The sequence below is a fragment of the Acidovorax sp. DMC1 genome (assembly GCF_056314325.1).
Window position 1 is genome coordinate 379,486 of sequence record NZ_JBQUYO010000004.1, and the last position, 22,283, is coordinate 401,768.

Genomic DNA, 22,283 nt, shown 5'->3' on the forward strand with positions numbered 1-22,283 from the left:
AGCACATGGCTCAGTTCTTCATCAACCGGCCCATCTTTGCGTGGGTCATCGCCATCATCATCATGCTGGGCGGCGCGCTGTCCATCGTCACGCTGCCACTGGAGCAGTACCCCGACATCGCTCCGCCGCGCGTGACCATCGGCTCGCAATACACCGGGGCCTCGGCCGAGACGGTGGAGAACTCGGTCACGCAGATCATCGAGCAGCAGCTCAAGGGCATCGACAACATGCTCTACATGAGCTCGACCTCGGACGCCTCGGGCCGCTCGCGCACCACGCTCACCTTTGCGCCCGGCACCAACATCGACGTGGCGCAGGTGCAGGTGCAGAACAAGCTGCAGGCCGCCACCAACCGCTTGCCCGACGCCGTCAAGAGCCGGGGCGTGTTCGTGAACAAGGGCGGGCAGGACTTCCTGGTCACCTACAGCTTCTTCTCCAAAGACCCTTCGATGAGCGCCGTGGACATCGGCGACTTCCTGACCAGCAGCCTGGTGGACGTGATCGGCCGCATCGACGGCGTGGGTGACGTGACGGTGTTCGGCACCAACTACGCCATGCGCATCTGGATGGACCCGGCCAAGATGGAGAAGTACGCGCTGATGCCGTCGGACCTGGTCAACGCGCTCAACGCCCAGAACGCCCAGGTGTCTGCCGGCCAGCTGGGCGCCCTGCCGGCGGTGTCCGACCAACAGCTCAACGCCACCATCACCGCCCGCACCAAGCTCAAGACGGTGGAGCAGTTCGAGGCCATCGTGCTCAAGTCGGCGCTCGACGGCTCTGTGGTCACCATCAAGGACGTGGCCCGTGTAGAGTTGGGTGCCGAGAACCTGACCGTGAAGGCCAAGCTCAACGGCATGCCCGGCGCGGGCATGGGCATCGTGCTGGCCGACGGCGCCAATGCCATGCAGGTGGCCGACGCTATTGCTGCCAAGCTGGCCGAGCTCAAGCCCTACTTCCCCAACCAGATCGATTACTTCGTCAGCTCGGACTCCACGCCCTTCGTGCGCGCCTCCATCAAGGAAGTGGTCAGCGCGCTGGGCGAGGCCATGATCCTGGTGGTGATCGTGATGTTCGTGTTTTTGCAGAACTTCCGCGCCACGCTGATCCCGGCGATTGCCGTGCCGGTGGTGCTGCTGGGCACCTTTGGGGTGCTGTCGCTCGCGGGCTATTCGATCAACACGCTGACCATGTTTGCCATGGTGCTGGCGATTGGCCTGCTGGTGGACGATGCCATCGTGGTGGTCGAAAACGTCGAGCGGGTGATGCACGAGACCGGCCAGTCCGCCAAAGAGGCCACCCGCCAGTCCATGCGCGAGATCACGCCCGCCCTGGTGGGCATCGGGGTCACGCTGTCGGCGGTGTTTGTGCCCATGGCGTTCTTCGGCGGCTCCACGGGCGTGATCTACCGGCAGTTCTCGATCACCATCGTGGCGGCCATGGCGCTGTCGGTGTTTGTGGCACTGACCCTCACCCCGGCGCTGTGCGCCACGCTGCTCAAGCCCGCAGCCGCATCGGCTGGGCATGACCGGCCGATCCGCCGCGGCCTGCTGGGCCTGAATGACCGGTTTTTCCGCTGGTTCAACCACCATTTCGACGCCACTGCGGCGCGCTACCAGGGCACCGTGGCCTACACCCTGCGCCGCACCAAGCGCATGGCGCTGATCTTTCTGGCGGTGTGTGGCGTGGTGTGGCTGCTCATGGCGCGCCTGCCCACCTCCTTCCTGCCCGACGAAGACCAGGGCTTTCTGTATGTGAACGTGAACCTGCCCTCGGGCGCCGCCGATGCGCGGCTACAGAGCGTGCTGGACCAGGTGCGCGACTACTTTGCGCAGCAACCCGATGTGCTGAGCTTCTACCAGGTCTCGGGCATCAACGGCGACCAGGCCTCGGCACGCGGCTTTGTGCGCCTCAAGCCCTGGGAAGATCGCACGCTGCCCAACCAGGCCGCCGCACAGATCGCCTACAAGGCCACGCGCGACCTGGCCTCCATCCGTGACGCGCGGGTGCTGGTCGTCATGCCGCCGGCCGTGCGGGGCCTGGGCTCCAGCTCGGGCTTCAACTTCGTGATCAAGGACATGAACGGGCTGGGCCACCAGGCGCTGCTGGCGGCCACCAACACCTTCCTGACCGAAGCGCGCAAGCGACCCGAGCTGACCAACCTGCGCATGACCAATCTGGAGGACGCCAGCGAGCTGCGCTTGGAGATCGACGACCGCAAGGCCGCTGCGCTGGGGCTGTCGTACAACGACATCAACAGCGTGCTCTCCAGCGCCATTGGCGGCACCTACGTGAACGACTTCCTGAACAACGAGCGGGTCAAGCGCGTGTACATCCAGGGCGACGCACCAGCGCGCATGCTGCCGCAGGACGTGACGCGCTGGAGCGTGCGCAACAGCAAGGGCGAGATGGTGCCGTTTGGCGCGTTCTCCACCAGCTACTGGGCCTACGGCTCGCCGCAGCTGCTGCGCTACAACGGCAACCCGGCCTACGAGCTGGAAGGCCGCGCGGCACCGGGCGTGAGCTCGGGTGCCGCCATGAAGATCGTGGAAGACATCCTGCGCACGCTGCCCCCAGGCATCGGTTACGAATGGACGGGCGCTTCGCTGCAAGAGCGGCAGTCAGGGGCCCAGGCGCCCATGCTGTACGCAATCTCGATCCTGTTCGTGCTCCTGTGCCTGGCCGCCCTGTACGAGAGCTGGACCGTGCCCCTGTCGGTGATCCTGGCCGTGCCGCTGGGCGTGGTGGGCGCGCTTGCGGCCACTTACACCCGGGGCCTGACCAACGACGTGTACTTTCAGGTGGGGCTGCTGACCACCGTGGGGCTGGCGTCCAAAAACGCGATCCTGATCGTCGAGTTTGCGGTGCAGCTGCAGGAGCAGGGCAAGAACCTGTTTGACGCCATCGTGGCCGCCGTGCGCCTGCGCCTGCGCCCCATCCTGATGACGTCGCTGGCCTTTGGTTTCGGGGTGATCCCGCTGGCCATCGGCACCGGCGCGGGTGCCGGCGGGCGGGTGGCCATCGGCACCGCCGTGCTGGGCGGCATGCTGGCGTCCACCGTGCTGGGCATCTTCCTGGTGCCGGTGTTCTTCCTGCTGATTCGCCGCTGGTTCAAGAGCCGGTCGCGCAGCGAGGACAACGCACCACCGCCCTCAGCCACCACCCCACCGCACCCCACACAGGAGAGCGCAGCATGACGCGCCCACCCTTGTCGCCACGTCGCCAGCGTCAGCCTGCCGCCATCGCTGCGGCCCTGGCCACCGCCGCACTGCTCGCAGGCTGCAACCTGGCCCCTACTCACCAGACCCCTGCCCTGCCCGTGCCTGACACCGTGGGCACGACCGGCGGACAGCCCACTATGGCCAGCGACGCCAGCGTGCAAGCGGCTGCTGCGCTGGGCTGGGTGCAGGCCCAGCCGCTGCGTGATGTCATTGCCCTGGCACTGTCCAACAACCGCGACCTGCGCGTGGCCATTGAGGTCATCGAGCGGGCGCGCGCCCAGTACGGCATCACCCGGGCCGACCTGTTGCCCAGCGTCACCGCGCAGGCGCAAGCCAGCCGCGCACGCACCGCCGCCGGCATGAGCAGCGCCACCGCGCCCGCACAGGTGGCAACGCAGTACACCGCGCAGCTGGGCTTTGCCAGCTACGAGATCGACTTCTGGGGCCGCGTGCGCAACTTGAACGAGGCAGCGCTGCAGCAGTTTCTGCAGAGCCAGCAGAACCAGCGCAACATCCAGACCGGCCTGATTGCCGATGTGGCCAACGCCTGGCTCACCCTGGCCGCCGATGAGGCCCGGCTGCAACTGGCGCGCGACACCCTTGCCAGCCGCGAGAAGGCCTACGCGCTGACCGAACGCATCCACGCCATCGGCTCCACATCGGGGCTGGTGCTGACCCAGGCACAGACCACGGTGGACGCAGCACGCGGCGATGTGGCGACCTACCTGGCCCAGGTGGAGCGCGACCGCAACGCCCTGCAACTGCTGGTGGGCGGCCCGGTGCCTGCGGCCCTCTGGCCCACCGCCAGCACGCTGCGCGCGGACGTGTCGGCCCCGGCGGCCTTGCAGCCCGTGCCGGTGCCGCTGGCCTCCAGCGTGCTGCTCGCCCGGCCCGACATACAGGCTGCCGAAGCCGCCCTGCGCGCCACCGAGGCGAACATCGGTGCTGCGCGGGCGGCCCTGTTCCCCACCATCAGCCTCACGGCCAACGTAGGCACTGGTAGCCGCGAGCTGGACGGCCTGTTTGGTGCGGGCAGCGGCACCTGGAGCTTTGTGCCGCTGGTCCGCCTGCCCATCTTCGACGCGGGCCGCAACCGCGCCAACGTGCAGGTGGCCGAGGCCAACCAGCGCATCGCGGTGGCCCAGTACGAGAAAGCCGTGCAGACCGCGTTCCGCGAGACCGCCGATGTGCTGGCCGACCGCGCGCAATGGGACGAGCGCATCGCCGCGCAGACGCGCCTGGTGGCCTCCACCCAGAAGGCATTCGACCTGTCGGAGGCCCGATTCAAGGCCGGGGTGGACAACTACCTCACGGTGCTGGATGCACAACGCAGTCTGTATGCGGCGCAGCAGACCCTCATCGGCCTGCGCCAGGCCGAGCAGGTCAACCGCGTGACGCTGTGGAAGGTGCTGGGCGGCACCCCGGACGCCGGTTGACGGCGACCGGGGGGAGTGGGACCAGCGGGGTCAGCCCGCGCGCTTGGTCAACAAGGCGTTGGCCGCGCGTGAGTTGGGCTTGCGATCCAGAAAACCGCTGATGTAGGCGCCTGCGTCGATGAGCAGGTCGAGGTCGATGCCGGTCTCAATGCCCATGCCCTGCAGCATGTAGACCACATCTTCGGTTGCCACATTGCCGGTCGCACCCTTGGCATACGGACACCCCCCTAGGCCCGCCACAGACGACTGGAAGTTCCACACACCCAGCTCCAGCGCGGCCAGCGTGTTGGACAGTGCCTGGCCGTAGGTGTCGTGGAAGTGTCCCGAGACCTCGTCGATGCCAAAGTGCTGCAATGTGGCCTCCAGCGCTTTCTGCACCTTGCGCGGCGTGCCCACGCCAATGGTGTCGGCCACATCCACGCGCTGCACGCCAATGCCCTTGAGCAGGCCCGCCAGGTACGCCACGCGTTCGGGCGCAATATCGCCTTCGTACGGGCAGCCCACGGTGCAGCTCATGGCGCCACGCACGCGGATGCCTGCGGCCAGAGCCGCCTGCACCACGGGCGCAAAGCGTTCGATGCTCTCGGCAATGCTGCAGTTGATGTTGCGCTGGCTGAAGGCCTCGCTGGCGGAGCCGAAGACGACGATCTCGTCGGGCTGGTCCAGCACGGCCGCCTCAAAGCCCTTGAGGTTGGGCGTGAGCACCGAGTACGCCACGCCTGGCTGGCGCGTGACACCAGCCATCACCTCATGGTTGTCGGCCATCTGCGGCACCCACTTGGGGCTGACGTAGCTGGTGACTTCGATCTCTTTGAGGCCCGCCTGCTGCAGGCGGTGCACCAGCTCGATCTTGACGGCGGCGGGCACCGGGGTCTTTTCGTTCTGCAGGCCGTCACGGGGGCCAACGTCGATGAGGCGGACGCGGGAGGGAATGCTCATGGGGCTACCAAATGGGGGAGATCAAGGAATGCCACCATTGTCTCGCCAGCGCCGCCACAGGGCCACCTCATATCGTGCCAGACCATTCGCCGGACGCGCCATCAGCCAGCCTGGGAGCCATCGCCCTCAACCTCTTGCCGCAGCAGCGCCACCATGGCCTGCGCCGCCAGCGACAGCGGCCGCCCGCGCAGCGTCATCAGCCCGATGGGCCGGTGCAGCACGGGTGCCTTGAGCGCGCGCGTCACCACCTCAGGCCGGCGCACCACCTGGGCCGCCAGCTCAGGCAACGCGCTCACCCCCAGCCTCGCCGCCACCATGGCCGCGATGGTGGCCAGGTGCTCCACCTCGTAGCGCGGTTCAAAGCGGATGCGGTGCGTCAGCAGGGCCTCTTGCGCGTACTGCCGCACGCTGGTGCCTGCGGGCATGGAGATGTGAGGCAGCTCGGCCACGTCGGCCCAGGCAACGGCGCCCCGCCCACGGGCCAGCGGGTGCGTGCGCGGCATCAGCAGCACAAACCGGTCGGACACCAGCGGGGTGTAGTCCAGGTCCGCATAGGCAGGGTTGGCGGCGGTGAGGGCAAAGTCCACCCGCCCGGCCCGCACCATGTCAAACGCCGGGCCTGCCAGGCTGTCGATCAGCTCCATCTGCACGCCCGGGTGCTGCGCGGCAAACCGGGCAAACGCGCGGGGCACGGCCCCGGCGGCCAGCGACGGCAGCGCTGCCAGCGCAACGCGGCCCACCTGCAACTGCGCCACCTCCTGCACGCGGCGCACGGTCTCCTCCATCTGGTGGCGCAGGAACCGCGCCTGCTCAGCAAACACCTCGCCCGCCAGCGTGAGCTGCACGGTGCGCGTGGTGCGCTCGAACAGGCGCACGTCCAGCGCCTCCTCCAGCCGCGCCACTGTGCCGGACACCGCCGACTGCGACAGGTGCATCTGCAAGGCCGTACGCCGAAAGCTCAGCGTCTCGGCCAGCGACAGGAACACATCCACCTCGCGGGCGGACCAATTGATCTTCATAGCCGATCAGTCTATCGAAAAAGACGTCTGGACCGCGCAATTCAGGAAACCTAGACTGCATTGCATGTCAGCACGACAAGCAAAAACTGGAGACAAGATGGAAACAAGTTCGCCTCGCAACGCCCGCACCGTGGTGGTGGGCGGAGGCACCATGGGGGCCGATGTGGCCGTGGTCCTGGCGCGCGGGGGCGCCCACGTCACGGTGGTGGACCCGCATACCGACCGCCGCAACCGGCTGCTGCCCCACATCGCCCAGGAGCTGGCCGCCGCAGGCCAGGCCGCCCACGCAGGCCCGGTGCAGGTGTGCGCCTCACTGCAAGAGGTGGACTGGGCCGGCGTGGTGCTGGTGGTCGAATGCATCACCGAGCAACTGGCCGCCAAGCAGCAACTGTTTGCCGAGCTGGAAGCCATCGCGCCCGCCAACGCCGTGTTGGCCAGCAACAGCTCGGGCTTTCCCATCAGCGCCATTGCCCAGGGGCTGACCACAGCGCAGCGCATGCTGGGCCTGCACTTCTTCATGCCCGCCCACCTGGTGCCGTTGGTGGAGGTGGTGCTGGGCGAGCGCAGCGACCCCGCCCTGGGCACCTGGCTGCACGCCTTCATGCGCGGCTGCGGCAGCGTGCCGGTGCTGGTCAAGAAAGACAAGCCGGGCTTTCTGGCCAACCGCATGCAGCATGCGCTGTCGCGTGAGGCGTTTGCGCTGATCGACGAAGGCATTGCCTCGCCCGAGGACGTGGACGCTGCCGTGCGCTTTGGCTTTGGCTTCCGCTTTCTGGCGGCGGGGCCGGTGCTGCAGCGCGACCATGCAGGCATCGAGGTGCACACCGCCGCCGCGGCCACCATGTACCCAACCCTCTCCAACACCGACAGACCCGCCCAGGCCCTGCGCGACAAGGTGGCCCAGGGCCAGTTCGGCATGAAGACCGGCAAAGGCTTCTTTGACTGGCCGGAAGACCGCAAGCGGGCCGAGCGCGAGCGCTACGACACGCTACTGCGCCAAGGCCTGGCGCTGCTGGCGAGCGAGCTGCCCACCATCGAGCCCCCTGCCGACGCAGCCCCAAATACCGGAGATCGTTCATGACCGCATCGCCCACATCACCCACGACTCCCAGCCAGTGGGCAGACCCGCTGATCGTGACCGTGGCCCCCAACGGCGCGTACAAACAGCCCGCCGACCACCCCGCTGTGCCCATCACCCCCGCCACGCTGGCCACCACGGCCAAGGCCTGCCTGGATGCCGGTGCAGCCATGCTGCACATGCATATCCGCGATGCGCAGGGCCGCCATAGCCTCGATGTAGAGGGCTACCGCGAGGCGCAGCGCGTGGTGCGCCAGGCCGTGGGCGACGCCATGGTCATCCAGATCACCAGCGAAGCCGCAGGCGTGTACCAGGCCCCGGCGCAGATCGCCGTTGTGGAGGCTTTGCAACCCGAGGCCGTGTCCATCGGCCTGCGCGAGGTGGACAAGCCCGAGGTCGGCGAAGCCGGGCTGCAGCGCTTCTTCACCGGTCTGGCCCAGCGGCGCACCATGGTGCAGGTCATCCTGTACGACGTGGCCGACCTGCGGCGCTGGCAGGCATTGCGCGCCAGTGGCGTGGTGCCGGATGCACCGTGGTTCCTGCTGTTTGTGCTGGGCCGCTACAGCGCGGGCCAGACCTCCAGCCCGCGCGACCTGCTGCTGTTTCTGAACGCCCATGAGGGGAACGAGCCTTGGGCCGTGTGCGCCTTTGGGGCCGCAGAAAACGCCTGCGTGGCCGCTGCCGCGGTGTTTGGGGGCCATGCCCGCGTGGGGTTTGAAAACAACCTGCTGTGCAAGGACGGCAGCGTGGCCCCAGACAACGCCGCACTGGTGCGCCAGGCGGTAGAGGCCGCCTCCGCGTTGGGCCGCCCGCTGGCCACCGCCGCCGACATTCGTCACCGCTTTGGCGCGCCCTGAGAGCCCCCTTTCCCTTCCTCCATCGACATCAACCCGCAGCAGACGGGCTTCATCCATCCCCACAGGAGACAGACATGCACCGCCGCCCCATTTCTTCGTCCACACCCCGCACCACGCGCCGAGCCGTGTTACACGCAGCCTTGGGCATCCCCCTGGCCCTGGGCCTGGCGGGTCAGGCCGCCGCACAGACGGCCGCTACCGCGTTCCCCAGCAAGACCATCCGCTTTGTGGTGCCCTACCCTCCCGGCGGCCCCACCGACCTGATGGCCCGCATGCTGCAACCTGAGTTGCAAAGCCGCCTGGGCGTGCCCGTGGTGGTGGACAACAAAGGGGGCGCTGGTGGCAACACGGGCAGCGCCGAAGTCGCCAAGCAGGCACCTGCTGACGGCCACACGCTGCTGCTGGCGGCCAGTGGCCCGATGGCGGTGAACCCCTCGCTCTACGCGAGCATGCCGTTCAACCCGCTGACCGATCTGGCGCCAGTGATCCAGCTGTCGGCGTTTCCTCTGGTGCTGGAAGTGCACCCCTCGCTGGGCGTCAAGACCTTTGCCGAGTTCCTGGCCATGGCCAAGGCTGGCAAGCCGGTGCTGAGCTATGCGTCAGCAGGCAACGGCACGCCGCAACACCTGGCGGGCGAGCTGTTCAACACCATGACGGGTGTGAAGATGGGACACATCCCCTACCGGGGCGCAGGCCCTGCGCTCAATGACCTGATCGGCGGGCAGGTAAACGTGATGTTCGACATCGTCGGTAGTTCGCTGCCCCACATTCAGGCGGGCAAGCTGATCCCGCTGGCGGTCACGTCCAGCGAGCGCGCCAAGGTCCTGCCCAACGTGCCCACGATGGCCGAGGCCGGCATTGCGGGCTACCAGATCACGGGCTGGCACGGCATTGCCGTGCGCGCGGGCACCCCGCAGGCCACCATCGACAAGCTCAATACCACGGTCAACGCGATCTTCAAGGACCCGGCCTTCCGCACCAAATGGGAAGCCATCGGCACGCCGGTGGTGGCGGGCAACGCCGCCGACTTTGGCGCGCTGATCAAGGCCGATGCGCAGCGACTGGGCAAGCTGGTGCGCGATGCGGGCGTGACGGTGGATTGAGCCCCGCGCGGCGGGGACATTGACTCAGTAGCCGCGCCCCGGGTTTACCACTCCGGCCACGGCCTCGCCCCGTTCCAGCGCCGCCATCTTGCGCGCGATCTGGGCGATGCTTTCGTCACGCAACGTGCGCGCCGAGGTGTGCGGCGTGACGGTGATGCGGGGGTGCGTCCAGAACGGGTGACCCGCTGGCAGCGGCTCGGTGCGGAACACATCGAGCGTGGCGCCCGCCACCTGGCCGCTGTCGATGGCAGCCAGCAAATCCTCGTCCACCAGATGCGCTCCGCGCGCCACGTTGATGACGTAGGCGCCGGGCTGCAGCCGGGCCAGCGTGTCCTTGTTGATCACGTCGGAGGTGTCGGGCGTGAGGGGCAGCAGGTTGACTAGCACACGGCTCGCAGTCAGAAAATCGTGGAACTGGTCCGCCCCCGCAAACGCGCGCACCCCCTCGATGGCCTTGGGGCTGCGGCTCCAGCCGTTGATGGGAAAGTCAAACAACGCCAGCGCCTTGGCAACCCGCTCGCCCAGCACGCCCAGGCCCATCACGCCGATGGGGTAGTCGCTGCGCAGGCGCGGCTTGCGGTAGCCCCAGCGCCCGGCGGCCGTGTCGGCCTCGTAGCCGTCAAACTCGCGGAAGTGGCGGATGACCGCATGGCACACATATTCGGCCATCTGGACGGCCATGCCCGCATCGTCCAGCCGCACCACCAGGGCCTGGGGCGGCAGGCGCAGCTTGAGCAGGGCATCCACCCCCGCACCGATGTTGAACAGGGCCTTGAGCGCGGGCTGCTCGTCCATGAACTGCTGGGGCGGTGCCCAGACGACGGCATGGTCGGCCTGGGGAGCGCCGGGCTGCCACACAGAAATCTCAGCGCCGGGCAGCGCGGCGGAAAAGCCCTGGAGCCAGGGCTCGGGCTTGGCATCGGTACAGCAAAAGGTGATTTTCATGGGCCCCGAGCGTAGCCGCATTGCGCACCCCGCGCTGTCACACACGGGGTGCCCCGATGGGGCTTACGCCTTCTCAGCCACCACGAGCTTGAGCAGCTCTGCCCCTTCGGTCACCTGGTCGCCGGGGGCGTACAGCAGTTCCTGCACTACACCATCAGCGGGCGCTGCAATCGTGTGCTCCATCTTCATGGCTTCCATCACCGCCAGGGGCTGGCCCTTGGTCACGGCATCGCCCGCCTTCACGGCAAACGACACGACCTTGCCAGGCATGGGGGCCGTCAGGCGCCCGCCTTCGGCAGCCGCCTCGCCCGCGTGCGCCAGCAGGTCGATGGCGGTGATCTGGGTGGCGCCCAGCGGGGTGAAGACATGGTCCACCTCGCCCTGCGCATACACGGCGGCGCGCATGCGCTGGCCGGCAAACTGCAGCTCGATGCCGCCGGGAATGGCCGCAAACACCAGGGGCCCGGCCACGGCGGCATCGCCCTCGCCGACAGCGAGGTGCAGGCTACCGCCGCGTTCGTACGTCAGCCAGGCCTTGGCATGTGCACCACCAAAATCGAACTCGAACCGGCGCTGCACCACACCATGCGTGTGGAAGCCATCGCGGCGGCTGAACGGGTCGGCGGCTTCGCTGGCACGCTCTTGCAACAAGGTCTGGGCAATGGCGGCAGCCGCAGCCAGCGGCAGGCCCACCGGCTCCTGGTGGAACAGCACGGCCTGCTCGCGCGGGATCAGCGCGGTATCGAGCTTGGCCTGCGCGAATGCCGCCGTCTTCGCCACGCGGCGCAGGAACTGCACGTTGGTCGCCAGGCCCACGATGTGGGTTTGCGCCAGGGCTTCGTCCAGCCGCGCCAGCGCCTGCTCGCGCGTGTCGCCATGCACGATGAGCTTGGCCACCATGGAGTCATAAAACGGGCTGATCGCATCGCCCTGGCGCACGCCGGAATCCACGCGCACCGCGCCCCGTTCGAAGGTCACGCACTCGGGCAGCGCATACACGTTGAGCGCGCCGGTGGCGGGCAGGAAGTTGTTGTCGGGATTCTCGGCGCAGATGCGCGCCTCGATGGCGTGGCCGGTGATGCGCAGGTCTTCCTGCTTCAGCGGCAGCGGTTCGCCCGACGCCACGCGCAGCTGCCACTCCACCAGGTCCAGGCCGGTGATGGCTTCTGTCACGGGGTGCTCCACCTGCAGGCGGGTGTTCATCTCCATGAAGTAGAACTTCATCTGCTCCGGCGCGTCATAGCCGCCGGGCTGTTCGACGATGAACTCCACCGTGCCCGCGCCCACGTAGTTCACGGCGCGTGCGGCAGCTATGGCGGCCTCGCCCATGCGGGCGCGCAGCTCGGGTGTCATGCCGGGGGCAGGGGCTTCTTCCAGCACCTTCTGGTGGCGGCGCTGCACCGAGCAGTCGCGCTCGAACAGGTACACGCAGTTGCCGTGTGTGTCGCCAAACACCTGGATCTCGATGTGGCGGGGGCGCTGCACGTATTTCTCCACCAGCACTGCATCGTCGCCAAAGCTGTTGATGGCCTCGCGCTTGCACGATTCGAGCGCCGCCGCAAAGTCCTCGGCCTTGTCCACCGCGCGCATGCCCTTGCCGCCGCCACCCGCGCTGGCCTTGATGAGCACAGGGTAGCCAATGCGGTCGGCCTCGCGTTGCAACATGGCAGGGTCTTGGTCCGCACCGTGGTAGCCCGGCACCAAGGGCACCTGTGCCTGCTCCATCAGCCGCTTGGACTCGGCCTTGAGCCCCATGGCATTGATGGCGCTGGCGGGGGGGCCAATGAAGACCAGGCCCGCATCGGCACAGGCCTTGGCGAAGTCTTCGTTCTCGCTCAGAAAGCCGTAGCCAGGGTGAATGGCCTGCGCCCCCGTGGCCTTGGCCGCTTCGATGATGCGCTCCCAGCGCAGGTAGCTGTCCTTGGGCGCGCTGCCGCCAATGTGCACCGCCTCGTCGCATACGGCCACGTGTTTGGCGTTGGCATCGGCGTCGGAATACACAGCGACGGTCTTCACACCAAGACGACGCGCAGTGGCCGCCACCCGGCAAGCGATCTCTCCGCGATTGGCAATCAGAATTTTTTTGAACATTTAGGCCACCTTGGCAGAACCAGAAAAGAAAGAAGACAAGCGCCGCACCACGGCGCGCAGAAACTTGAACAACACCACCAGCAACAGCACCGACACGACCACCATCACCACCAGCGCCACACCAAACGCCACCGGGTACTGCGTGGCCAGCCACACCACAGCCACCACCAGGCCGTCTTCAAAGAACGACAGGCCCCAGTTGGAAAACGGCTCGGGCGAGGTGTTCACCGCTGCACGCGTGGTCATCTTGGTCGCCAACGCCGTGGCCGAGAGCGATCCGCCCAAAAGCCCCGCCAGCACGGCCAGTGCGGCGTTGTCGGCGCCGAACACACCAAAGGCCAGGGCCGCACCCGCGGGCACGCGGATGAAGGCGTGCATGGCATCCCAGGCGCTGTCCACCCAGGGCACCTTGTCGGCAAAAAACTCCACCATCAGCAGCACGCCGCTCACCATCAGCACCAGCGGGTTCTGCAGCACGGCCAAGCCGGGGGGCAATGGCACCCAGCCCAGCACACCCATCATTCCCACCAGAAACACGACGGCATACAAGCGAAAGCCGCTGGCCCAGCCCAGTGCGGCGGCCAAAGCCAGCAGGCTGGGCATGTCGAGCTGCGCCGTGGCTGTGGCTGCCGCGTCGCCCACAGCGCGCGCAGTGCCGCCATCCACATGCAGCCCCAGCGTGTGGAACCACTGCACGATGTTGAACCAGAGGGTGTCCATGTCAGTCCTCCGCCGCGTTCGGCCTTGCCCCCGAGGTGCGAGCCCGCCACGACTCCATGCCAGGGATGCCGAGCAAGGGCCGCCCCGCAGCGAGGGCATCGTCCCCCTCCCGCGAAGCGAGAGAGGGGGAAGGCGCGCAGCGACTCAGGGGGTGTTTCATATCAACCAGTTGGGCTTGCGCTTGTTCAGGAACGACTGCACGCCCTCCTTGCCTTCTTCGCTGGCGCGGATGTCGGCGATGCCCTGCACGGTGGCGGCAATCAGTCCGGCGTTGATCTCGCGCTCGGCCACATCCATCACCAGCTTCTTGCACACGCGCACGGCGTTGGGGCTGGCGGTGGTCAGGGCCTTGAGCAGTTCGTCCACCTTGGCATCGAGCTGGTCAGCCGCTACCACCTCGTGCACAAACCCAATGCGCAAGGCTTCGTCCGCGCCAAAACGCTCGGCCGTGAGGAAGTAGCGGTGCGCAGCGCGTGCCCCCATGGCACGGATCACATAGGGACTGATGGTGGCGGGGATGAGCCCCAGCTTCACCTCGCTGAGGCAAAAGCCCGCTGTGTCCACCGCCACGGCCATGTCGCACGCGGCCACCAGGCCCATGCCGCCGGCGTACACATCGCCCTGCACGCGGGTTATTGTTGGCTTGGGGCATTCGTAAATCACGCGCAGCATCTCGGCCAGCTTGCCAGCGTCGGCGATGTTTTCATCGCGCGTGTAGTCGGCCATGCGGCGCATCCAGTTCAGGTTGGCACCGGCACAGAATGCGGGGCCTTCGGCCGCCAGCACCACCGCGCGCACATCGGCGCGGCTGCCCACGTCCACAAAGGCGGCCGTTATCTCGGCAATCACTTCGTCGCTGAAGGCGTTGCGAATCTCCGGCTGCGTGAGCGTGATGCGCGCCACTGCGCCGGCCTGGGTGATGGAAAGGTTCTGACTGCTCATGGCTTGGTCGGGTTTTGAAGGAAGTAGACGAAGTCCAGCTCTGGGCAAGGCTGGCCCAGCGCGGTCAATGCGGCAGTGATCTGACCCCGGTGGTGTGTGCCGTGGTTGAACACATGCGCCAGCGTGGCGGCAAACGGCAGCGATGCCGCCGTGCCGCGCATGGTGGTGTAGTCGAGCGTGCCGGTCCAGCGCTCGGGCGAGAACGACGCAATCAGCGGCGCCCAGCGGGCCGCACCTTCGCGCAGCCGGGCATCGAGCTGCGCGCGGTCACTCTCCAGCTCGGCGTCCAGGGCCACCTTGGGCGAGATGCCTTCGGCAAAGCGCACAAACCACAGATGGTGCTCACCCACCAGCAGGTGGTTGAGCGTGCCGTGAATGCTTTTGAAGAACAGGCCCACATCGCGCCGGTAGTCACCGTCCGGCAGCGCCCGCACGGCATCGAGCACGCGCGCCGTGGCCCACACGTTGTAGCGCGCGAGCTGGGTGAAGTGGGCAACAGCGTCCATGACAGCTCCAGGTTCTGGCTCTGGCGGGGTTACATCCGGAACAGGCCGAACTTGGTGTCTTCAATCGGCGCATTGCGCGTGGCCGCCAGGCCCAGCGCCAGCACGCGGCGGGTGTCGGCGGGGTCGATCACGCCGTCGTCCCACAGGCGCGCGGTGGCGTAGTAGGGGTGGCCCTGGTCTTCGTACTGGCGGCGGATGGGGGCTTTGAAGGCTTCTTCTTCCTCCATGCTCCACTGCCCGCCTTTGGCCTCGATGCCGTCGCGCTTCACCGTGGCCAGCACGCCTGCTGCCTGCTCACCGCCCATCACGCTGATACGCGCGTTGGGCCACATCCACAAGAAGCGGGGGCTGTACGCGCGGCCGCACATGCCGTAGTTGCCCGCGCCAAAGCTGCCGCCAATGATGATGGTGAACTTGGGCACGCTCGCCGTGGCCACGGCCGTGACCATCTTCGCGCCGTTGCGGGCGATGCCTTCGTTCTCGTACTTGCGGCCCACCATGAAGCCGGTGATGTTCTGCAGGAACACCAGCGGGATCTTGCGCTGGCAGCACAGCTCGATAAAGTGCGCGCCTTTCAGAGCCGACTCGCTGAACAGGATGCCGTTGTTGGCGATGATGCCCACAGCCATCCCTTCAATGCGCGCAAAGCCGCAGACCAGCGTGGTGCCGTAGCGTGCCTTGAACTCGTCGAACTCGCTGCCGTCCACGATGCGCGCAATGATCTCGCGCACATCGAAGGGCTTGCGCGTGTCCACCGGGATCACACCATACAGCTCTTCTGCTGCAAATTTAGGAGCTGTTGGCACATGATCTGCGGGCGCCTGCGGCTTGTTTTTATTCAAATTGCGCACCGCATTGCGTGCCAGCTGCAGCGCGTGCAGGTCGTTCTGCGCCAGGTGGTCTGCCACGCCCGACAGGCGGGTGTGGACATCGCCGCCGCCCAGGTCTTCGGCGCTCACCACCTCGCCCGTGGCGGCTTTGACCAGCGGCGGACCGCCCAAAAAGATGGTGCCCTGGTTCTTGACGATGATGGATTCATCGCTCATCGCGGGCACATACGCGCCGCCTGCCGTGCACGAGCCCATGACCACGGCGATCTGGCTGATGCCCATGGCACTCATGTTGGCCTGGTTGAAGAAGATGCGGCCGAAATGGTCGCGGTCGGGGAAGACCTCGTCCTGATTCGGCAGGTTAGCGCCGCCCGAGTCCACCAGGTAGATGCAGGGCAGGTGGTTCTGCTGCGCCACTTCTTGCGCACGCAGGTGCTTCTTCACGGTGAGCGGGTAGTAGGTGCCGCCCTTCACTGTGGCGTCGTTGCACACGATCATGCAGTCCACGCCGCTCACGCGGCCAATGCCCGCGATAAGGCCCGCGCAGGGCGCGTCGTTGTTGTACATGTTCAGCGCGGCCAGCGGGGCGAGTTCGAGGAACGGCGTGCCGGGGTCCAGCAACATCTGCACGCGCTCGCGCGGCAGCAGCTTGCCGCGTGCCGTGTGCTTGGCTCGGGCCGCTTCGCCGCCGCCCTGGGCTACTTTGTCGAGCTGGGCGCGCAGGTCATCCACCAGCGTACGCATGGCGGCGGCATTGGCCAGAAAGTCCGCCGAGCGGGCGTTGAGTTGGGTGTCGAGAATGGTCATGCTGTGGTGCTCTTCAAGCGGTCTTTTGTTCTTGCAGGTTCAGTAGATCCTTCATCTCGTCGCGGATCTTGAACTTCTGGATCTTGCCCGTCACCGTCATCGGAAAACTGGTGACAAAGCGGATGTAGCGGGGCACCTTGTAGTGCGCGATCTGGCCCTTGCAGAAGGCGCGGATGTCGTCTTCGGTCGGCTTCGTTCCGGGCTTGGCGATGATCCAGGCGCAGAGTTCTTCACCGTACTTCTGGTCGGGCACGCCCACCACCTGCACGTCCTGCACCTGGGGGTGGCGGTACAAAAATTCTTCGATCTCGCGCGGGTAGATGTTCTCGCCGCCACGGATCACCATGTCCTTGATGCGGCCCACGATGTTCACATAGCCCTCGGCGTCCATGGTGGCCAGGTCGCCGGTGTGCATCCAGCCACCTTCGTCAATCGCCTCGCGGGTCTTGGCTTCGTCGCCCCAGTAGCCGTGCATCACCGAATAGCCCTTGGTGCAGAACTCGCCGCGCTGGCCGACGGGCACCACGGCACCAGTGTCCGGGTCCACGATCTTCACCTCCAGGTGCGGCTGCACCTGGCCCACGGTCGATACGCGCTTGTCCAGCGGCGTGTCGGTGCTGCTCTGGCAGCTCACGGGGCTGGTCTCGGTCATGCCGTAGGCGATGGTAATTTCGCGCAAGTTCATCTGCTCCACCACGCGCTTCATCACCTCGGTGGGGCACGGCGATCCCGCCATGATGCCGGTGCGCAGGGTGCTGAGGTTGAACTCGGCAAAACGCGGGTGGTCCAGCTCGGCGATGAACATGGTGGGCACGCCATGCAGGCCGGTGCAGCGCTCGTCCTGCACCGTCTGCAGCACGGTGAGCGGGTCAAACCCGTCGTTGGGGTACACGATGGTGGCGCCGTGGGTAAAGCACGCCAGGTTGCCCAGCACCATGCCAAAGCAGTGGTACAGCGGCACGGGGATGCACAGGCGGTCTTCGGGCGCGAGCTTCATGCACTCGCCAATGAAGAAGCCGTTGTTCAGGATGTTGCGGTGCGTTAGCGTGGCGCCCTTGGGAAAGCCGGTGGTGCCACTGGTGAACTGGATGTTGATGGGGTCGGTGGCCTGGAGGCCCGCCGCGACCTGCGCCAGGCGCGGGTCGGCCGCGTTGCCGCGTGCCAGCAGGTCGGTAAAGCGCATCAGGCCCGGCTCGTCGGCGCTCTGCCCCGCCTCATCGATCCACACCACCGTGTTCAGGTGGGGCAGCTTCACGGAGCCCAGCTGGCCCGGCTGCTGGTGGTGCCATTCGGGCGCCAGCTCGCGCAGCATGCCCAGGTAGTCGCTGGTCTTGAAGCGGGCCATGGTCACCAGCAGCTTGCAGCCCACCTTGTTCAGCGCGTATTCCACCTCAGACGTGCGGTAGGCCGGGTTGATGTTGACCAGCACCAGGCCCACCTGCGCGGTGGCCAGCTGCATCAGCACCCATTCGGCGTTGTTGTGCGACCAGATGCCCACGCGGTCGCCGGGGGTGAGCCCCAGGCCCAGCAGCGCGCTGGCCAGGCGGTGGGCTTCGGTCTGCAACTGGGCGTAAGTGTAGCGGCGGCCCTGGTGCACGCTGACCAGCGCCTCGCGCTCGGGCTGGCGGGCCACCATGTCGGCAAAGAAGGCGCCGATGGTCTGCTCGATCAGGGGAACATCGGTAGCGCCACGAGCGTAGCTGTCTACCAGCGGTGCGGATTGTTTTGCGGCTGCAGTCGTCACGGGTTTGTCTCCTCGGTCATCCGGCCAGCGCGGGCAGAGCGCGCAGGGCGAGCCATTCGAAAGCATAGGCAAGCATAGAAGCCCACGGCCCGGCCGGGTTGCCACAATGGTTGCAAATCGTGCCACGGCTGGCACACTCTGTAACGTGAAACCACCTGCCCCACCCGCCCACCGCCTGCCTGCTTCCGCCACAGCCCCCGCCGCTACGCCCATCGCACCGGCGGCCACGCCCATCGCCTTCGTGCGCGCCATTGTTCTGGCCTACGAACGGCGCGGCATGAGCCCCGAACGCGCCCTGGCCCAGGCACAGATTGCGCCGCAGCTGCTGCAGGACGACAGCGCGCGCATCACCGCCTGGCAGATGGAACAGATCTCCGACGCCGCCATGCAGGAGCTGGACGACGAGGCCCTGGGCTGGTTCAGCCGCCGCCTGCCCTGGGGCAGCTACGGCATGCTGGCGCGAGCATCCATCAGCTCACCCACGCTGCAGGTGGCCCTGGCCCGCTGGTGCCGCCACCACGGCCTGCTGACGGACGACATTGCGCTGCACCTCACCACCACCGGCGACACTGCCACCCTGGCCATCACCGAGGCGCGCGACCTGGGCGCGCTGCGCGAGTTCTGCCTGGTGTCGGTGCTGCGCAATGCCCACGGCCTGGCCTGCTGGATGGTGGACTCGCGCATCCCCCTCATCGCTGCCGAATTTGCGTTTGATGCCCCGCCGCACGCCGATGCGTATGCCGTGCTGTTCCGGGGCCCCGTCACCTTCCACGCGCCGAGCACGGCCATCCACTTCGACGCCCGCTACCTGCACCTGCCCCTGCGCCGCGACGAGCAGGCCCTGCGCCAGATGCTGCAGCACGCCCTGCCCCTGACCGTGCTGCACTACCGCCGCGACCGCCTGCTGGTGCAACGCGTGCGCCAACTGCTGGCCGCCCCCCTGCCGGGCCAGCCCGCCCACGCCCTGCCCCAGCACAGCGCCGAATCCCTGGCCGCGCTGCTGCACGTATCGCCGCGCACGCTGCACCGGCAGTTGAAGGAAGAAGATGCCACGCTTCAGGGCCTGAAAGACGAGGTGCGCCGCACCCGCGCGGTGGAGCTGCTGCACCGCACGCAGCGGCCCATCAAGCAGGTGGCGGAGGCGGCAGGGTTTGAGAACGAGAAGAGTTTTATCCGGGCGTTTCGCGGGTGGACCGGGCAGTCGCCCGCCGAATTTCGCCGCCAGACACACACGGCATGATTTGCACCCAACGTGACAGGTGGCGTCACGCCACGGCATTGCAGCCTCACTACACTGGCCCTTGACTTCGACCTGCTTGCCATGCTCCACCTCCACCACTGCGTCAGCGCCCGCTCCTTCCGCCCCCTGTGGATGCTCGAAGAGCTGCAACTGCCCTACCAGCTCCACATGCTGCCCTTCCCGCCACGCGCCAAGGCGCGGTGGTTTCTGGACGAGAACCCGCTGGGCACGGTGCCGCTGCTGGTGCAGGGCGCCGCACCGAACGAGGTGCGCATGACCGAATCGGCGGCGATGTGCCAGTACCTCGCTGCCACGCACCCCGACGCGGGGCTGGATGTGGCGCACACACACCCGGCGTATGGCGCGTACCTGAACTGGCTGCACATGAGCGATGCCACGCTGACCTTTCCGCAGACGCTGGTGCTGCGCTATGGGGGGTTTGAACCGGCAGAGCGCAAGCAACCGCAGGTGGTGGAGGACTACAGCCGCTGGTTTCTGGCACGGCTGCGCGCCGTGGAGACCGCGCTGACCCACGGCGCCAGCGACTACCTGTGTGCAGGCCGCTTCACGGCGGCGGATGTGGCGGTGGGTTATGCGCTGCTGCTGGCGCAGCACCTGGGGCTGAGTGCGCAATTTGGCCCGGCCACGCAGGCCTACTGGCAGCGGCTGCAGCAACGGCCGGGTTACCAGCGGGCGATGGTGGCACAGGTGCGTGCCGCTGAAGAGCAAGGTGTGCCCACCACGCCCGCACCCGATACGCAGCCCTGAGAACCTGTTCAAAGTCTTTTTGCGATCTCGCGGGGGCCCGCAAGTCGGGCCGACGGTCAGCAGCCCAGCAGCTCTGGCAACTCCGCCATGCTGCGAAACACGTGCTGCGCGCCCGCAGCCCGCAGCGCGGCACCGTCGTCCAGCGGGGCGTAGGCAAACACGGTGGCCCCGGCCGCCACGCCAGCGGTCACCCCTGTCACCGTGTCCTCGACCACCGCGCAGCGCGTGGGCACGGCCTGCAGCGCTGCGGCGGCGGCCAGGTACACGTCGGGTGCGGGCTTGGTGGCGGGCATCTCGTGGCCACTGAAAATGCGGCCCGCAAAGTACGGCGCCAGGCCCACCTTGGCCAGCTGCATCTCGACCTTGAAGCGGTCGGCCCCCGAGGCACAGGCAATGCGCCCGTCGTGGTGGGCGTGCACGCGCTCGACAGTGCCGTGGATGTGCTCGATGGCGGTGAGCTGCGCCTCCAGTGCGGCGTTGCGGCGTGCGTAGAAGGCCGACATCCATTCGTCGGTCAGCGGGCTGCCGGTGTGGTGCTCAATGCGCGCCGCCTCGCTGCGCACCATCTTGCCGATGAAGAGGCGCATGCACTCTTCGGGCGTCAGCACCCACCCGGCCTCGGCCAGCATGTCGCGCAGCACGCCATTGGTGATGGGCTCGCTGTCTACCAGCACACCGTCGCAGTCAAACAGGATTGCTTCAAATTTCATAGCTATCAAGGCACGTTGTACTAGCGCCTGGGGTGGTTTTGGCTTGAACTTCAGCCATGCAGGTCTCCATCGACATAAAACCAGCGCCCGCCCTCGCGCACAAAACGGCTGATCTCGTGCAGGCGCACGGCGCGCCCGGCGACACGGTAGCGGGCCACAAACTCGACCACGGCGTGGTCGGCATCGGTGGTGGCGTATCGGCGCACGTCCAGCCCGAGCCATTTGGCGCCCGCATCAAAGTCGAGCGTGGCCGGGCGGGTGCTGGCGTGCCAGGTGGCCTGCAGGTAGTCGGCCCGCTCACACACAAAGGCGATGTAGCGCGACCGCATGAGGCTTTCGGCATCGGGAGCAGCCATGGCCTCCAACCCGGGGGCGGCCAGGTAGCGGCCGCAACAGCTGGCGAAGGGCAAGGGGGTCGCACCTTTGCCCTTGTTGCCACCCGGGCCCGCGGGCGCCAGGCGGCCGCAAGGGCAGGGGTCGTTAGGCTGCGGCAAAGACATCGTGACGCCCCTCAGCGCAAGGCACCAAACACTTTGCGGGCGATGGCGCTGCCGGCGGCGGCCGGGTCCTGGCGGATCTTGCGCTCTTCTTCGCCGATCATGAGGTACAGGCCGTCCAGCGTCTTGCCGGTGACGTACTGCGCCAGGTTGGCGTCTTCGGCCTTCAGCAGGCCAAAACTCGCGGCCTTGCCGGCGAAGGCGTTGTACTTCTGCGTGAGGCCGACCTTCTCGGTGGCCTGGTTCACCACGGGCAGAAAACGCTGGCCCAGTGGTGTACGCGTCTTCTCGGCAAAGAAGGCGGTCACCGAGTTGTCACCCCCGGCGAGGATGTTCTTGGCGTCGGTCACCGTCATGTTCTGCACCGCGCCCACCAGCAGGTCCTTGCCCATGGGCACGGCCGCTTCGGCGGCGCGGTTGATGGACACCACCAGCTCATCAATGCGCTTGCCCTGGCCCAGGGACTTCATGACCTTGGCGGCGTCGTCCAGGTAGCCCGGCAGGCCGATACGCACCTTGGGGTTGCACAGAAAACCGTCATTGCGGCCCAGCAGCGACACCGCCGCCTGCGCGCCCTGGGTCAGCGCAGCCTTGAGCCCGCTGGCGGCATCGGCATTGGTCAGATTGCCCAGCGACAGGGCCCAGGCCTGTTGCGCGGTGGCGCACAGCAGAGCCCCGGCGAGGCTGGCCTGGGTGAATTGGCGGCGTTGCATGGATCGGTTCTTTCAGAAGGAGCGCGGGCGGCTCCCGATGGGAAGCCAGGGGAGCGCGCAGAGACGGTGAGTGCGGGATTTTCGCTCACCGCATCGAAGGGGCGCGGCAGGCCGTAGACT

The 22,283-nt window shown here is 67.2% G+C and carries 19 protein-coding genes; 7 read left to right on the plus strand and 12 right to left on the minus strand.

Annotated elements, in window-relative coordinates:
* Positions 1-5 precede the first annotated feature (5 nt).
* Both ACT531_RS11790 and ACT531_RS11795 read left to right on the plus strand, forming a co-directional pair.
* A complete protein-coding gene (locus ACT531_RS11790) occupies positions 6-3,194 on the plus strand; it encodes an efflux RND transporter permease subunit (protein WP_476017539.1) in 3,189 nt (1,062 codons plus the stop codon).
* On the plus strand, positions 3,191-4,654 hold the full coding sequence (locus ACT531_RS11795) for an efflux transporter outer membrane subunit (protein WP_476017540.1): 1,464 nt from the start codon (positions 3,191-3,193) through the stop codon (positions 4,652-4,654). Before ACT531_RS11790 ends, ACT531_RS11795 begins: the two co-directional genes overlap by 4 nt.
* A 30-nt stretch (positions 4,655-4,684) precedes the next feature.
* On the opposite strand, the gene ACT531_RS11800 is transcribed toward ACT531_RS11795, so the two are convergent.
* Positions 4,685-5,593: a hydroxymethylglutaryl-CoA lyase gene (locus tag ACT531_RS11800; RefSeq protein WP_476017541.1), complete on the minus strand. Its 909-nt coding sequence runs from the start codon at positions 5,591-5,593 to the stop codon at positions 4,685-4,687.
* Positions 5,594-5,694: 101 nt separating this feature from the next.
* Positions 5,695-6,612: a LysR substrate-binding domain-containing protein gene (locus ACT531_RS11805; RefSeq protein ID WP_476017542.1), complete on the minus strand. Its 918-nt coding sequence runs from the start codon at positions 6,610-6,612 to the stop codon at positions 5,695-5,697.
* A gap of 97 nt (positions 6,613-6,709) precedes the next feature.
* Between ACT531_RS11805 and ACT531_RS11810 the strand changes: the two genes are divergently transcribed.
* The 3 genes from ACT531_RS11810 to ACT531_RS11820 all read left to right on the plus strand — a co-directional run bounded on the left by ACT531_RS11810 (position 6,710) and on the right by ACT531_RS11820 (position 9,650).
* Positions 6,710-7,693 (plus strand): 3-hydroxyacyl-CoA dehydrogenase family protein, encoded by a 984-nt coding sequence (locus ACT531_RS11810; RefSeq protein WP_476017543.1) that lies wholly within the window; start codon positions 6,710-6,712, stop codon positions 7,691-7,693.
* Positions 7,690-8,547, plus strand: a complete 858-nt coding sequence (locus tag ACT531_RS11815; RefSeq protein ID WP_476017544.1) for a beta-keto acid cleavage family enzyme — start codon at positions 7,690-7,692, stop codon at positions 8,545-8,547. Before ACT531_RS11810 ends, ACT531_RS11815 begins: the two co-directional genes overlap by 4 nt.
* A 74-nt stretch (positions 8,548-8,621) precedes the next feature.
* Entirely contained in the window at positions 8,622-9,650 is a 1,029-nt protein-coding gene (locus ACT531_RS11820) for a Bug family tripartite tricarboxylate transporter substrate binding protein (RefSeq protein WP_476017545.1), read from the plus strand.
* 24 nt (positions 9,651-9,674) lie between these two features.
* Here ACT531_RS11820 and ACT531_RS11825 read toward each other — a convergent pair whose 3' ends face one another.
* From ACT531_RS11825 to ACT531_RS11855, 7 genes are all read right to left on the minus strand, one after another.
* On the minus strand, positions 9,675-10,595 hold the full coding sequence (locus ACT531_RS11825; protein WP_476017546.1) for a 2-hydroxyacid dehydrogenase: 921 nt from the start codon (positions 10,593-10,595) through the stop codon (positions 9,675-9,677).
* A 63-nt stretch (positions 10,596-10,658) separates the two neighbouring features.
* Positions 10,659-12,686, minus strand: coding sequence for an acetyl/propionyl/methylcrotonyl-CoA carboxylase subunit alpha (locus ACT531_RS11830; protein WP_476017547.1), 2,028 nt, complete (start codon positions 12,684-12,686; stop codon positions 10,659-10,661).
* Positions 12,687-13,406, minus strand: a complete 720-nt coding sequence (locus ACT531_RS11835) for a DUF4126 domain-containing protein (RefSeq protein ID WP_476017548.1) — start codon at positions 13,404-13,406, stop codon at positions 12,687-12,689. It lies immediately after the preceding gene.
* Positions 13,407-13,562: 156 nt separating this feature from the next.
* Positions 13,563-14,348: an enoyl-CoA hydratase/isomerase family protein gene (locus tag ACT531_RS11840; protein WP_476017549.1), complete on the minus strand. Its 786-nt coding sequence runs from the start codon at positions 14,346-14,348 to the stop codon at positions 13,563-13,565.
* The gene (locus ACT531_RS11845; RefSeq protein WP_476017550.1) at positions 14,345-14,854 is read right to left on the minus strand and encodes a DinB family protein; all 510 of its coding nucleotides are present in this window, start codon (positions 14,852-14,854) and stop codon (positions 14,345-14,347) included. Before ACT531_RS11845 ends, ACT531_RS11840 begins: the two co-directional genes overlap by 4 nt.
* A 29-nt stretch (positions 14,855-14,883) precedes the next feature.
* Positions 14,884-16,491 (minus strand): carboxyl transferase domain-containing protein, encoded by a 1,608-nt coding sequence (locus ACT531_RS11850; protein ID WP_476017551.1) that lies wholly within the window; start codon positions 16,489-16,491, stop codon positions 14,884-14,886.
* Between the two features lie 13 nt (positions 16,492-16,504).
* Positions 16,505-18,235, minus strand: a complete 1,731-nt coding sequence (locus ACT531_RS11855; RefSeq protein ID WP_476017552.1) for an AMP-binding protein — start codon at positions 18,233-18,235, stop codon at positions 16,505-16,507.
* A 106-nt stretch (positions 18,236-18,341) separates the two neighbouring features.
* Here ACT531_RS11855 and ACT531_RS11860 point away from each other — a divergent pair, with 106 nt between their 5' ends.
* Complete coding sequence (locus tag ACT531_RS11860) at positions 18,342-19,475, plus strand: AraC family transcriptional regulator (protein ID WP_476017553.1); 1,134 nt, start codon at positions 18,342-18,344, stop codon at positions 19,473-19,475.
* An 81-nt stretch (positions 19,476-19,556) separates the two neighbouring features.
* Entirely contained in the window at positions 19,557-20,243 is a 687-nt protein-coding gene (locus ACT531_RS11865) for a glutathione S-transferase family protein (RefSeq protein ID WP_476017554.1), read from the plus strand.
* 56 nt (positions 20,244-20,299) lie between these two features.
* On the opposite strand, the gene ACT531_RS11870 is transcribed toward ACT531_RS11865, so the two are convergent.
* From ACT531_RS11870 to ACT531_RS11880, 3 genes are read right to left on the minus strand one after another with little or no spacing between them, the layout of a single operon-like run.
* The gene (locus ACT531_RS11870; RefSeq protein ID WP_476017555.1) at positions 20,300-20,953 is read right to left on the minus strand and encodes an HAD family hydrolase; all 654 of its coding nucleotides are present in this window, start codon (positions 20,951-20,953) and stop codon (positions 20,300-20,302) included.
* 50 nt (positions 20,954-21,003) lie between these two features.
* Positions 21,004-21,453, minus strand: a complete 450-nt coding sequence (locus ACT531_RS11875) for a YchJ family protein (protein ID WP_476017556.1) — start codon at positions 21,451-21,453, stop codon at positions 21,004-21,006.
* 11 nt (positions 21,454-21,464) lie between these two features.
* Positions 21,465-22,163 (minus strand): DUF4197 domain-containing protein, encoded by a 699-nt coding sequence (locus ACT531_RS11880; RefSeq protein ID WP_476017557.1) that lies wholly within the window; start codon positions 22,161-22,163, stop codon positions 21,465-21,467.
* Positions 22,164-22,283 lie beyond the last annotated feature (120 nt).